Origin of the sequence: Streptomyces qinglanensis, from assembly GCF_900111245.1 — a bacterium.
GTDB classification, from domain to species: domain Bacteria; phylum Actinomycetota; class Actinomycetes; order Streptomycetales; family Streptomycetaceae; genus Streptomyces; species Streptomyces qinglanensis.
This window is the reverse complement of record NZ_FOGO01000004.1, coordinates 126,428-139,535: the sequence shown is the minus strand read 5'-3', so window position 1 is coordinate 139,535 and position 13,108 is coordinate 126,428. Positions and strand designations below refer to the sequence as shown.

At 73.3% G+C, this 13,108-nt stretch carries 9 protein-coding genes; 5 read left to right on the top strand and 4 right to left on the bottom strand.

Annotated elements, in window-relative coordinates; translation table 11 throughout:
• Nucleotides 1-91: 91 nt before the first annotated feature.
• The gene (gene hemE / locus BMX65_RS10405; protein WP_074999920.1) at nucleotides 92-1,204 is read right to left on the bottom strand and encodes a uroporphyrinogen decarboxylase; all 1,113 of its coding nucleotides are present in this window, start codon (nucleotides 1,202-1,204) and stop codon (nucleotides 92-94) included.
• Between the two features lie 73 nt (nucleotides 1,205-1,277).
• On the opposite strand from hemE, the gene BMX65_RS10400 reads away from it, so the two are divergent.
• The 5 genes from BMX65_RS10400 to BMX65_RS10380 all read left to right on the top strand — a co-directional run bounded on the left by BMX65_RS10400 (nucleotide 1,278) and on the right by BMX65_RS10380 (nucleotide 7,990).
• Nucleotides 1,278-1,949 (top strand): DUF3000 domain-containing protein, encoded by a 672-nt coding sequence (locus tag BMX65_RS10400; protein WP_074999919.1) that lies wholly within the window; start codon nucleotides 1,278-1,280, stop codon nucleotides 1,947-1,949.
• A 422-nt stretch (nucleotides 1,950-2,371) separates the two neighbouring features.
• Nucleotides 2,372-3,055 (top strand): response regulator transcription factor, encoded by a 684-nt coding sequence (locus BMX65_RS10395; RefSeq protein ID WP_026005023.1) that lies wholly within the window; start codon nucleotides 2,372-2,374, stop codon nucleotides 3,053-3,055.
• A gap of 165 nt (nucleotides 3,056-3,220) precedes the next feature.
• The gene (locus BMX65_RS10390; RefSeq protein ID WP_074999918.1) at nucleotides 3,221-4,483 is read left to right on the top strand and encodes a ribonuclease D; all 1,263 of its coding nucleotides are present in this window, start codon (nucleotides 3,221-3,223) and stop codon (nucleotides 4,481-4,483) included.
• 169 nt (nucleotides 4,484-4,652) lie between these two features.
• A complete protein-coding gene (locus BMX65_RS10385) occupies nucleotides 4,653-5,867 on the top strand; it encodes a thiolase family protein (protein ID WP_074999917.1) in 1,215 nt (404 codons plus the stop codon).
• 2 nt (nucleotides 5,868-5,869) lie between these two features.
• Nucleotides 5,870-7,990 carry a 3-hydroxyacyl-CoA dehydrogenase NAD-binding domain-containing protein gene (locus BMX65_RS10380; protein WP_074999916.1) on the top strand — a complete coding sequence of 707 codons (2,121 nt, stop codon included), beginning with the start codon at nucleotides 5,870-5,872 and terminating at the stop codon, nucleotides 7,988-7,990.
• 158 nt (nucleotides 7,991-8,148) lie between these two features.
• On the opposite strand, the gene BMX65_RS10375 is transcribed toward BMX65_RS10380, so the two are convergent.
• The 3 genes from BMX65_RS10375 to BMX65_RS10365 all read right to left on the bottom strand — a co-directional run bounded on the left by BMX65_RS10375 (nucleotide 8,149) and on the right by BMX65_RS10365 (nucleotide 12,752).
• Complete coding sequence (locus BMX65_RS10375) at nucleotides 8,149-10,464, bottom strand: hypothetical protein (RefSeq protein WP_074999915.1); 2,316 nt, start codon at nucleotides 10,462-10,464, stop codon at nucleotides 8,149-8,151.
• A complete protein-coding gene (locus BMX65_RS10370) occupies nucleotides 10,461-11,012 on the bottom strand; it encodes a hypothetical protein (RefSeq protein WP_143081830.1) in 552 nt (183 codons plus the stop codon). Before BMX65_RS10370 ends, BMX65_RS10375 begins: the two co-directional genes overlap by 4 nt.
• Before the next feature lie 195 nt (nucleotides 11,013-11,207).
• Nucleotides 11,208-12,752, bottom strand: coding sequence for an ArnT family glycosyltransferase (locus tag BMX65_RS10365; RefSeq protein WP_074999913.1), 1,545 nt, complete (start codon nucleotides 12,750-12,752; stop codon nucleotides 11,208-11,210).
• Nucleotides 12,753-13,108 lie beyond the last annotated feature (356 nt).

The window sequence follows — 13,108 nt, the reverse complement described above, 5'->3', positions numbered from 1 at the left end:
CGCGTCACCGGGCTGCCGGGCCGCCGGGACGGTGCCGGGCGGGGCTCCCCCGGGCTCCGGTCCGGGGAGGCACCCGCGGCCGCGGCCCGGCTCAGCGGGAGCTCTGCTCGTGCACGTACGCCACGAGGTCGGTCAGCGCCTCCGGGTCGGTCTGCGGCAGCACCCCGTGCCCCAGGTTGAAGATGTGCCCCTCCAGCCCCTGGGCGGCCCGGAGGATGTCCGCCGCGCCCCGGCGGACGGCCTCCCGCGGCGCGAAGAGCAGGGCCGGGTCGAGGTTGCCCTGGACAGCCTTGCCGGGGCCCACCCGGCGGGCCGCCTCGTCCACCGGCACCCGCCAGTCGGCGCCGACGACATCGGCGCCCGCCTGACCCATGAGTCCCAGCAGCTCGCCGGTGCCGACGCCGAAGTGGATGCGCGGCACGCCGTAGCCCGCGACGGCCTCGAACACCTTCGCGGAGGCGGGCAGCACCCGGTTCCGGTAGTCCTCGGGGGCGAGGGCCCCCACCCATGAGTCGAAGAGCTGCACCGCCGCGGCGCCCGCCTCGATCTGCACCTTCAAGAACGCGGCGGTGATGTCCGCGAGCCGGTCCAGCAGCTCGGCCCACAGCTCGGGGTCGCCGTACATCAGCGCCTTGGTGTGCTCGTGGTTCTTCGAGGGGCCACCCTCGACCAGGTAGCTGGCCAGGGTGAAGGGCGCCCCGGCGAATCCGATGAGCGGCGTGGCGCCCAGCTCGCGGGTGAGGATGCCGACCGCCTCGGTCACGTACCCGACGTCCTCGGGCTCCAGGGCCCGCAGTTGCTCCAGGTCGGCGCGGCTGCGGATCGGCTTCTCGACCACGGGCCCGACGCCCGGCTTGATGTCGAGGTCGACACCGATGGCCTTGAGCGGGACGACGATGTCGCTGAAGTAGATCGCGGCGTCCACCTTGTGCCGGCGCACGGGCTGCAGGGTGATCTCGGCGACCAGGTCGGGCCGCATGCACGAGTCCAGCATCGCGATGCCCTCGCGGAGCTTGCGGTACTCGGGCAGCGAGCGTCCGGCCTGCCGCATGAACCACACCGGGGTGTGCGGCACCGGCTCTCGGCGGCACGCGCGCAGGAATGCGGAGTCGAACGCGGCGTGCGGCGCTGCGTTCGGGGTAGCGGGCGCTCGGGTGTCCCGGGGCGGCGTCGGCTGGCCCTCAGGGCGGTCGTTTCCACTCACGCACCGAGTCTCCCATGGCCTGAAGGGGTGTCCCTACCGACCTCGGGCACACCGTCCGCCTACCCTTCGGCCCATGACTGCGGCTCGGGCGGCGAAGGCGGGAGGCTCCGGCGGAGTGGAAGACACCAGCGGGACGGGAGGATCCGGTGGCGGGGGCGGGGACTCCGCACCGCCGCCTTTCCGGGCGGCGGTCGCGGCATTGAGCGAAACGCGCCCGCGCCCGGAGATCCAGCTCTCCGTCCTCCCCGCACCCCGGCGGCTGGCGCCGTACTCCTTCGCGCTGGAGGCGGCGGTCACCGACCCGGAGGACACGGATTCCGAGCTGGCCGACGGGCGGTTCGTGCTGCTGCACGACCCGCAGGGCCAGGACTCCTGGCAGGGCACCTTCCGGGTGGTCACGCTGGGACGGGCCGAACTGGAGCCGGAGATCGCCGGTGACCCGCTGCTGCCCGAGGTGACGTGGACCTGGCTGACCGGCGCCCTGGAGGCCCGGGGCGCCGGGTACGCGGAGCCGAGCGGGACGGTGACCCGGTCGAGCTCGGCCTTCTTCGGCGGGCTGGCGGAGCGCGCCGCCGAGGAGCTGCTGGAGATCCGGGCGAGCTGGACCCCGGAGGGCAGCACCCCGGACGCGGCGGCGCATCTGACCGCGTGGTGCGAACTCCTCTGCCAGTGCGCCGGTTTGCCTCCGGAGACGGGAGAGGGCAGTTCCGTGGTGCAGCTCCCCCAGCGCCGGGGACCGCACTAGCGAACGCGGGCGCCACTCGGCCCCCGGCCCCACTCGGCTCACCTCGGCTCACTCCGGCCCCGTCCGCCTCCCGGCGGGCGGGGCCGCTGCCGTGCCCGCGCGCCGGCCGGGGGCGCCGCACGCCCGCCGCCTGGACTCCTCGATCGCCGTATCCGGCGGGAGCCGCTCTCGCCGGATACGGCGTTTTGTCTACAAAGCCGCTGTGCAATTCCGGTCGCCGACCCCTCGTCTCTGTGTAGACAAAGGAATCTTTCGCACCCGGAAAATGCCACGGGAAACGGGATTGTGGAATTTCGGGTCACTAATTCGTGATCTTTCTCTAAAGAGGCATGGAGAAGGTGCCGAAGGAGTCTGTGACCCTTCACACGGAATACCCGACTCGTTGGGTTCCGTCCCCCACAGCCACTCCCTCAGGAGGCCCGGTGTCTGTTCTTCTTGAGCACCCCACAAGCCTGGTCGCCTACCGCCCGAACAAGCCGACGGCCATGGTCGTCGTGGCCGACCCCCGCGTCCGTTCCACCGTGACCCGCCATCTGTGGGCTCTCGGCGTGCGGGACGTGATCGAGGCGTCGTCCATCGCGGAGGCCCGCCCCCGAATCGGCAACCCACGCGACATCTGCGTGGCCGACGTCCACCTTCCCGACGGTTCCGGACTCAGCCTGCTGTCCGAGACCAGAGCCGCGGGCTGGCCGAACGGGCTGGCACTGTCAGCGGCGGACGACATCGGCGCGGTACGCAACGCACTCGCCGGCGGCGTCAAGGGATACGTCGTCACCGGCACCCGCACCAACCTGGGCGGACCGCTGCCCACCCGGCACGGCGCCGCCCCGATCGGCGCGGCCGCTGCCGCGCGCATGCACCGCAGGCCGGGCGGCGGCGGCCCCGGCGGCCCGGGCCACCCGGGCGGCTACCGGGAGCTGTCCGGCCGCGAGGTCGAGGTGCTGCGCCTGGTGGCCGAGGGCCAGTCCAACAAGGCCATCGGCGTGTCGATGGGGCTCTCGGCGCTCACCGTCAAGAGCCACCTCGCCCGGATCGCCCGCAAGCTGGGCACCGGTGACCGTGCGGGCATGGTCGCCGTCGCCCTGCGGACGGGCATCATCCACTGACCGCACGCCCCCGTGCGGCGCCCCGCCGCGCCCCTCCTCCTCCCCTGCCCTCCCCCCACTGCCCTCTCCCCACTTCTCACGGCTCCCCAGCTCTCCGGGCGCCCGTCGGCGTAACGTTCCGTCGGCGGGCGCTCGCCATTGCGTGCGCGCAGATACCCTTGGCTGGTGACCGACGCCCAAGAGACCGCATCAGCATCCGCAGCTCAGGCCCATGCCCAGGACTCAGCGCCGGCGCCGGTCCCACTTCTGGAGCCACGCGAGGGGATTCCGCCCGTCACCGTGACGGCCGAGGACCTGGCGCGGGTGACCGACGCCTACGCCGCGGGCAGCGGCCCGGTGGCCGTCGACGCCGAACGCGCGTCCGGGTACCGGTACGGGCAGCGGGCCTATCTGGTGCAGTTGCGCCGCGCGGGCGCGGGCACCGCACTGGTCGACCCGGTGGCCTGCCCGGACCTCTCGGCGCTCGACGCCGCGCTGGCGGGCACCGAGTGGGTCCTGCACGCCGCCAGCCAGGACCTGCCCTGCCTGCGGGAAATAGGCATGCGGCCCACGCGGCTCTTCGACACCGAACTCGCGGGCCGGCTGGCCGGTTTCGCGCGGGTGGGCCTGGGCGCGATGGTGGAGAACGTCCTCGGCTACGCCCTGGAGAAGGGGCACTCCGCCGTCGACTGGTCCACCCGCCCGCTGCCCGAGCCCTGGCTGCGGTACGCCGCGCTGGACGTGGAGCTGCTGGTGGACCTGCGGGACGCGCTGGAGGAGGAGCTGGCCCGGCAGGGAAAGCTGGAGTGGGCCCAGGAGGAGTTCGCGGCCATCGCGGCCGCTCCGGCCCCGCCGCCGCGCAAGGACCCCTGGCGGCGCACCTCGGGGATGCACAAGGTGCGGCGGCGCCGGCAGATGGCCGTCGTCCGGGAACTGTGGCAGGCCCGGGACGAGGTGGCACGCAAGCGGGACGTCTCGCCGGGCAAGGTGCTCTCGGACGCGGCGATCGTGGAGGCGGCGCTGGCCCTGCCCGCGAACGCGCGGGCGCTGGGGGCGCTGCCCGGGTTCGGCCAGCGGGCCGGGCGCAAGCAGCTCGACCAGTGGCAGGCCGCCGTCGAGCGGGCCCGTGCGCTGCCCGACGAGGAGCTGCCGCAGCAGTCGCAGGCCACCAACGGTCCGCCGCCGCCGCGTTCCTGGGCCGACAAGGATCCGGCCGCGGCGGCGCGGCTGGCGGCCGCCCGGGCGGCTGTCACCCAGCACGCGGAGGAGCTCAACCTGCCGCAGGAGAATCTGCTGACCCCGGACACGGTGCGCCGGCTGTGCTGGGAGCCGCCGGCGGAGGCGACCACGGAGGCCGTCTCCGGTGCACTGCGGGCGCTGGGGGCGCGTGAGTGGCAGATCGGGCAGACCGCCGGGCTGCTGCGCGTCGCACTGACGGCCTCGGCCTGAGCGGCGCCCGGAGGCGGTCTTCCGCTCTCCGGGTGAGTGTGCGGCGCGGCGCACCGCGCACCTGGCGATGTGACGTGTGCCCCTCGGCCGGGCGGCCCCTTGCCACCTGGTTACCGGCAAGTAGCATGGGGGTCGACCGACCCCTGGCCGCACCTGGAGGAGAGCCAACGTGCCTCGTACCGCAAGGGACGTCGTCTTCGTCGACGGCGTTCGCACACCGTTCGGCAAGGCGGGCCCCAAGGGCATCTACCACGAGACCCGCGCCGACGACCTGGTCGTCAAGTGCATCCGCGAGCTGCTGCGCCGCAACCCCGACCTGCCTCCGGAGCGCATCGACGAGGTCGCCGTCGCGGCGACCACCCAGATCGGTGACCAGGGGCTGACCCTGGGCCGCACCGCCGGGATCCTCGCGGGACTGCCGAAGACCGTCCCCGGCTACTCCATCGACCGGATGTGCGCGGGCGCGATGACGGCCGTGACGACGACCGCCGGCTCGATCGCCTTCGGCGCCTACGACCTCGTCGTCGCCGGCGGTGTCGAGCACATGGGCCGCCACCCGATGGGCGAGGGCGTGGACCCCAACCCGCGCTTCGTCTCGGAGAAGCTGGTCGACGAGTCGGCCATGTTCATGGGCATGACCGCCGAGAACCTGCACGACCGCTTCCCGCACCTGACCAAGGAGCGCGCCGACGCCTTCGCGGTCCGCAGCCAGGAGAAGGCGGCCAAGGCGTACGCGAACGAGAAGGTCCAGCCGGACCTGGTGCCGATCTCGATCCGGCGCACCTCGCCCGAGGGCGGCGAGACCGGCTGGGGTCTGGCCACCGCCGACGAGCCGATGCGGCCCGGCACCACGCTGGAGAACCTGGCCGGGCTCAAGACGCCCTTCCGTGCACACGGCCGCGTCACCCCGGGCAACTCCGCCGGTCTGAACGACGGCGCCACCGCCTCCCTGATCGCCGCCGAGGACGTCGCCCGGGAGCTGGGGCTGCCGGTCAAGATGCGGCTGGTCTCCTACGCGTTCGCCGGTGTGGAGCCGGAGGTGATGGGCGTCGGTCCGGTGCCGGCCACCGAGAAGGCACTGGCCCAGGCGGGCCTGTCGATCGACGACATCGGCCTGTTCGAGGTCAACGAGGCGTTCGCCGTCCAGGTGCTCGCGCTGCTGGACCACTACGGCATCGCCGACGACGACCCGCGCGTCAACCAGTACGGCGGCGCCATCGCCTTCGGCCACCCGCTGGCCTCCTCCGGCGTGCGGCTGATGGCCCAGCTCGCCCGCCAGTTCGAGGAGCAGCCGCACGTCCGCTACGGCCTGACCACCATGTGCGTCGGCTTCGGCATGGGCGGGACCGTCATCTGGGAGAACCCCCACTGGGAGGGCAAGTAAGAATGAGCACCGCTGAGCTGCTGAAGGGTGCGGCCGAGCTGTTCCCGGACGAGGTCGTCACCCAGGCGCACGTACGCCACCTCGACCTGCCGTCCGGCGCGGGCCGGTTCGCCCTCATCACGCTGGACAACGGGCTGGACCACACCAAGCCCACCACCTTCGGGCCGCAGTCGCTGGCCAACCTCAACGCCGCCCTCGACCAGGTGGAGAAGGAGGCCGCGGACGGCGAGATCAAGGGCGTCGGCCTCACCGGCAAGCCCTTCATCTTCGCCGTCGGCGCCGACCTCAAGGGCGTCGAGCTGCTGCAGCGGCACGAGGACGCGGTCGCCATCGGCAAGGGCGGCCACGACGTCTTCGTCCGGCTGTCCGACCTGGCCGTGCCGACCTTCGCGTACTACAACGGTGCGGCGATGGGCGGCGGCGTCGAGGCGGGGCTGCACTGCACCTACCGCACCGTCTCGGCCGCGCTGCCCGCCTTCTCGCTGCCCGAGGTCTTCCTCGGCCTGGTACCCGGCTGGGGCGGCTGCGCGCTGCTGCCGAACCTGATCGGCGCCGACCGCGCGGTCAGCGTCATCGTCGAGAACTCGCTCAACCAGAACCGGCAGCTCAAGGGCGCGCAGGTCTACGAGCTGGGCATCGCCGACGCGCTGTTCGAGGGCGCCGACTTCCTGGAGGAGTCGCTGCGCTGGACCGCCGCCGTGCTCAAGGGCGAGATCGAGGTGGCACGCCCCGAGGTCGACCGCGGCGAGGCGTGGGACGCGGCCGTCGAGCGCGGCCGGCAGATCGCCGACAGCAAGGTGCACGGCGCGGCTCCGGCCGCCTACCGTGCCCTGGACATCATCGCCGCGGCCAAGAACGGCGATCTGCGCAAGGGCTTCGAGGCCGAGACCCAGGCGCTCGCCGACCTGATCATGGGCGGAGAGCTGCGCAGCGGCATCTACGCCTTCAACCTCGTGCAGCGGCGCGCCAAGCGTCCGGCGGGCGCCCCCTCCAAGGACCTCGCGCGTCCGGTCACCAAGGTCGGCGTGGTCGGCGCCGGGCTGATGGCCTCGCAGCTCGGCCTGCTGTTCGCGCGCCGCCTGGAGGTGCCGGTCGTGCTGACCGACATCGACCAGGAGCGGGTCGACAAGGGCGTGGCCTACTGCCACGAGGAGATCGACAAGCTGCTGCTCAAGGGTCGCGTCAACCAGGACAAGGCCAACCGGCTCAAGGCCCTGGTGACCGGCTCGCTCGACAAGGCGACCGCGTTCGCCGACGCCGACTTCGTGATCGAGGCCGTCTTCGAGGAGATGGGCGTCAAGCAGAAGGTGTTCGCCGAGGTCGAGGCGGCCGTGCCGGAGCACGCCATCCTCGCGACGAACACCTCCTCGCTGTCCGTCAGCGAGATGGCCTCGCAGCTCAAGCACCCCGAGCGGGTCGTGGGCTTCCACTTCTTCAACCCGGTCGCCATCCTCCCACTGCTGGAGATCGTGCGAGGCGAGCAGACCGACGACGCGGCGCTGGCCACCGCGTTCGGCGTCGCCAAGAAGCTGAAGAAGACCGCGGTCCTGGTCAAGGACGCCCCCGCGTTCGTCGTCAACCGGGTGCTGACCCGGTTCCTCGGCGAGGTGCTGCGCTCCATCGACGAGGGCACCCCGGTCGCGACGGCCGACCGCGCGCTGGCGCCGCTCGGGCTGCCGATGTCGCCGATCCAGCTCCTGGAGCTGGTCGGTCCGGCCGTCGCGCACCACGTCGCGGGCACCCTGCACGCCGCCTTCCCGGACCGGTTCGCCGTCTCCGAGAACCTGGGCCGGGTCGTCGAGGCCGGCAAGCGGAGCCTCTACCTTCCGGGCACCCAGGAGCTCGACCCGGAGGTCGCCTCCCTCTTCCAGGTCGGCGACACCGTCCTGACGGAGGAGCAGGTGCGGGAGCGGGCCCTGGACGCCATCGCCGAGGAGATCCGGCTGATGCTGGACGAGGACGTGGTGGCCGAGGCCCAGGACATCGACCTGTGCCTGATCACCGGTGCCGGCTGGCCCTTCCACCTCGGCGGGGTCACGCCCTACCTGGACCGCGAGGGGGTCAGCGAGCGTGCCACCGGCCGCCGCTTCCTGGCTCCGGGCCTCGCCAGCGTCCCGGAGTGAGCCGCTAGCGGTCCCTTCCGCCGCGCACGGGGCACCGTGCCCGGCGGAACCGGGCCGGGACGGCCCCGTCCCGGCACTCCCGCGGAGTGCCGGGACGGGGCCGTCGGCGTCTTCGCCACGCGTGGGAAAGTCCCCCGCCGCGCCCTCGCCGCCCCGTCTTACCCCGTATAGGGCTCGCGGCCCTCGAATGCGTCGCCCTGCGGCCCGACGGCCAGGTACTTGGACTTGATGTCGTCCGCGAGATCCCCGGTCGCATCCGGGCCCTTCCCGTAGTTCTCCAGATATTTCTCCGCGGTCGATCCGAGATCACGCTCGCCCCGGGCGAAGAACTGATCCGTGTTCTCCGGGGGATCGGGCAGATCGGGCCCGCCGAAAACCGCGTCGTCGTGGAAGAGTTTCGCGAACTCCACTCCGCCCGCCTGTGCGATGGGAATCACCACGCCCCAGGGGCCGCTCTTCCCGACCACCGAGAGGATTCCGTTGGCGAGGGCGGGCGCCGAGGAACTCATGCCGACCCGTGTCCAGTTCGCCGACTCGCGGAAGGCCCGCTGGGCCTCGGCGCTGTCCGCGGCGTATTGCGCCTCGATGTGCTGCACCCGGGAGTGGTCGAGCGTGCCCCGGGCCTCCGCCTCGGTGAGCAGCACCCGCCGTCCCGCCGCCCAGCTCTCCTCGCTCCCGGACGGCGGATTCTGGGCCAACCTGTCCAGCGTGTAGAGGTGTTCGGCCTGGTTCATCAGGCCGTGCGACGTCTCGTTCTGGCCCAGCACGCTGAGGAAGTCGACGGCCTGCCCCCGGCTGAGCGCCGCGGCGCCCGGGTAGGCGGGCGGGAAGGCCCCGGTGCTCTGCAGCGAGTCGCCGACCCCGGAGACGGCGCGGTTGAGGTCGTCCACGTAGGCGCCGCCCATCGCGCCGAGGCTCGGCGCGATCGCGGGCTGCTCGTGCAGCAGTTCCGGGCCCTTCGGACCGCCGTAGACGTGGACGACCTGCTCCATCACGTCCGCGGTCGCAGCGGTGCGCCGGTCGCCGCCGTGCCGGAAGAGCTCCGGGTCCTTGCCGGTCAGTTGCGGATCGTCCCAGGCGTAGCCGGTGGCGGCGGCGGTGAGGGCGTGGCCCAGCGCTTCGTGCCCGGGCAACTCGCGGGGGCCAGCGCGGGTGTTGCCGTCGAAGATCCAGTTGCGGTCTGTCGTCAGGTAGGAGAGGCGGTCGCTGAGTTCGCTGTCGCGGTCCACCACGCCGCTGACGCCCGCCGGCTGCGCGAAGAAGGCGGTGGCGGCGCCGGGGTTGTGCCCCAGGGCCTCCAGGAAGCCGACCATCGCGTCGTGTCCGGTGTCGCCCGGCGCACCGCCGGGGTCGAGGTCGTCGGTGTCGGCGGAATTGGCCCAGTAGGCGAAGCCCTCACGGGTGTTGAGCTGCTCGTCCCAGTCCACGAGCCGGGCTCCGTAGCGGTTCAGGAAGCCGGCGTCGTAGGTGCCCGAGTGCATCAGGTTGTTCATGAGCTGGAAGCCGTAGGGGTGCGTCCGGCCGCCGCTGCTCTCCAGCCGCTGGTCGCCCAGCGCGATCATGTCCTGCTGCCACTGCCGCATCGCGGGGGTGTCCACGTGCGTGGCGTGGGCCAGCGTGGTGCTCAGCGACTCCTGGAGGACCTTGGCCGACTTCCACCACGCCGCGTCGTCGATCTCGGTGTCCGGATGGTCCGGGTGGTGCGGATGGGTGGCGTTGTACCAGAGCCGCAGCGTCCGCTCGGCGCCGAGCTCGGTGGCGAACCGTGCGGCGAACTCCGGGTCCCGGCTGTGCCGGGCGATCAGCGCGGTGAACCGCTCCAGTCGGGCCGAGCCGGTGGTGCCGTTCTCGGCCCGCGCCAGGTGCAGGGCCTCCTTCAGGTCCTGCGCCGCCTGCGCACGGGCGGCCGCGAGGCTGTCGTACGCGTGGTCGTTGAAGCCGCGCGCGGTGCCGTTGACGTCGGCTGTCAGCGCGTGCGCGAGGTCCCGGTCGGCCTGGTCCGCGCTGTCCAGGGCCGCGAGGGTGCGGTCCCGGTAGCCGGTGATGATCTCGCGGTACGCCTTGGCCCACAGCGTGCGGTGCTGCTCCTCCTCGTCCGTGAGCTGCAGGGAGACCGTGCCGTCGCGCGGGTCGAGCCGCAGGTGCGCATGGCCCTCGAGCTCGTCGGCGATGTCCTGGAGCACCTTCTGGGCGGAGCGGAACCTGCCCAGTGCCTCGGACAGCACGACATGCGTCCGGCGCGCCTCCTCCTGCGCGGCCAGCAGTTGGGCCCGCACGGTGCGGAACCTGCGCCAGGCCGCCTCGGCGCTCTCGCCCTCCCAGTCCGAGTCGGCCAGGCCCTTGACGACCTCGCCGGCGAAGTTCGTGGCGACCTGCTCGAATTTGCCGGGCGCGTTCTTCCACTTGGCCACGGCCTCGTTCAGCGGGGTGAGGTCGGCGTGCCGTACCTCGGGGTAGCCGAGCCCCTCGCTCATCGGGAGCCGCTCGTGGCCGGGAGATGCCTGCCGTTGTGCGCGCCGCTGCCGCTCCCGGCGCCCGGGCCGCTCCCGGCGCCCGAGCCGTTCCCGGCGCCCCGGCCGCGGCGGTCCGTGGCGACCGCGATGCGGTCGATGTCCGTCTTGCGGCGGTGCTCCTCGGTGGCGAACGCGCCGGCGGCGCTGCGCAGCGCGGACGCCGTGCCGGAGAACTGCTCCTCGACGTAGGACATCTGGTCGCGCCAGCGCTCCTGGAAGGTGGCGAGCGCGGTCTCGGTCCGGAAGCCGCTGAGGCTGCCGGTGATCTCGCCGGTCTCCCGCATGACCTCGTCGTCCGCCTTCAGGAACTGGCTCCGCACCGTCCCGGCGCGGCCCGCGCGGCCCCGCAGCACGTGTGCGGTCACCTGGAGCCGCGGTCCGGGGCGCTGCCCGGTACCGGACCCGCTGCCGCACCCTCCGGTTCCGCCGGTCCCGGCGAGCCGCGTGTGCGCCGTGCTCTCCGGCGCGTACGCGGCCTTGAGACCGGCCCACTCCTGCTCGAACGACAAGCTGACCACCTGTTTCCCCCGTACCGTGTCTGAACCGCGTGCGACGACCAGGCGCCTGCGGCGGCGAACGTAGCCGCCGCAGGCGAACAGCAGGCGAGCACTCAGGGAGCAGAGGCTGGACAGCCGGGGGCCGCACGGGGCCGATGAGGTGGATGTGGCGGGCGGGGCGAAGTGCGAGCCGGGCGGCGGGCGCGGTCAGCGGGCCTGCGGCGCGTGGCCCGCCCGGGAGGTGGGGATGTCGGGCCGGTTGCGCAGGTAGAACGACGAGCCGTCGATGGTGGCCACCTTCTCGTAGTGGCGGGCGAGATGGCGGCGCAGGGTGGGGATCTGCTGGACCCCGTACCGCTTGCCGCGCGAGTCGTCCACGATCAACTCGGGCGGCCGCCTGCGCAGTTCGCGCTCGAAGTGCGGCCAGGCTCCGTCCATCGCATAGCGCTCGCCCACCCGGGCCTCGCCGCGTCCGCCGCTGAAGTTGGTGAGGAACCCGGCGGTCAGGTAGCGGGAGGCGGGCGAACGCTCGGACAGCCAGTACCCCTCCGGGTGCATGCCCCACAGCAGCACCCGGTCCTTGCGGTCGGTGTAGGAGCGCACGGTGTCGGCCAGCCGGCGCGCATGGTCGACCTCGGCCCGGCTGGCGGTGAAGCCCCAGCCGACGAACGCACAGGCCAGAAACGCCGTCGCGGCCAGCGATGCGGTGGCGGCCCGCGCGGTCAGCCCGTGCAGCGCTGCCGCGCCGAGCACCGCGAGAGGCGGGACGAGCTGGAGGAAGTAGTGTCCGAAGAACTGGAAGCCCACGGTGGCGGCTCCGAACGAGGCGGCCAGCCAGACCCAGAGATCCGCGGTGCCGTGCAGCGGATCGCGCGCGGGAGACTCTGCGGCGGTGCGGGGGCCCGCACGGCGGGAGCGGACGGCGCGGACGAGGGCGACGACGAGCGGCAGCGCGGCGAGCGTGAGCAGCCCGACCCCGGCGAGGGCGCGGAGCAGCGGTTTGAGCCCGGCGCCGTCGGCGGAGAGATAGGAGCCGGAACCCGTCGCTATCCAGTACAGGAACCGCCCCGGATCGAAGGCGAGAGCGGCGCTCACCACCGGGAGCGCCGCTCCGGCCGCCACCCGGAGGACCGCCGGCCAGCCGGCCCGGTACTGCCACAGCAACACCAGGACCGGCAGCAGCACCGCACCACCGGTCTGCTTCGAGAGCACCGCTCCGGCGACCGCCAGCCCGGCCCCGAGCCACCGGGCGCGCTCGGCGTACCAGAGCGCGGCGACGGTCCACGGCAGCATGAAGACCTCGAACGTCGCGGCCTGGGTGTCCTCCGGCTTGAGTCCGACCGACAGGAAGACGTAGCAGATCCCCGCCGTCCACCCGGCCCGCTCGCCCCAGCGGCGGGACGCCAGGGACGCGGCCAGGGCCGCACCCACCACGACCGCGACGACGGCCGCGACCCGCACCGGCCACAGCGAACCGTCGCCGAAGACCGCGAAGGCGCCCCGGTAGAGCAGCGGCACGAACGGGGGCTTGCGGTCCACGACCGTGTCGTAGAGGACGCCGCCGTCGGCCAGTTGACGCGCCTGCGTGGCCAGAAATCCCTCGTCCGGGTTCCACGGTGTGCGGGCGAAGGACGGGAGACGGGTGAGGACCGTGAGCACGGCGAGGACGGCGAGGAGCCGCATCCGGTTCGCCGCCGGCTCCTTGGCGCGCGCGGCGGTGGTACGGCGCTCCGTGGCAGGGGACAACGGCATACCGCTCAATCTAGCGAGCCCCCCGGTCCGCGGCCTCCTCGGCCCCGGAATCGGCCCCGGCCGGCGGACCCGGCCCCGGCCGTACCGGCGGCCGCCCCGTCCTCGGCCGTCGCCTTCGGTCGTCGCCTTCGGCTGTCTTTGGCCGTCCTCGCCTTTTGCCGGCCCCGGCCGCCCGGTGCCGCAGGGCAGCCCGCCCGCTTCCGGGCGCGGCGCTCCCGGTCCCGCGCCGGGCCGGTACGGGACCGCTCCGGGGCCGGTACGGGACCGCTCCGGGGCCGGTACGGGACCGCTCCGGGCCCCGGCGCCGGACCGTCCCCGGGGACCGACCGCAGCGGCCCAACCCCGAGGGACGTACC

Excerpts from the sequence above, each read along its gene's own strand:
- BMX65_RS10400 (WP_074999919.1), top strand. The coding sequence starts at position 1,278 with ATGACTGCGGCTCGGGCGGCGAAGGCGGGAGGCTCCGGCGGAGTGGAA.
- BMX65_RS10380 (WP_074999916.1), top strand. The coding sequence starts at position 5,870 with ATGAGCACCGCTGAGCTGCTGAAGGGTGCGGCCGAGCTGTTCCCGGAC.
- BMX65_RS10375 (WP_074999915.1), bottom strand. The coding sequence starts at position 10,464 with ATGAGCGAGGGGCTCGGCTACCCCGAGGTACGGCACGCCGACCTCACC.
- BMX65_RS10365 (WP_074999913.1), bottom strand. The coding sequence starts at position 12,752 with ATGCCGTTGTCCCCTGCCACGGAGCGCCGTACCACCGCCGCGCGCGCC.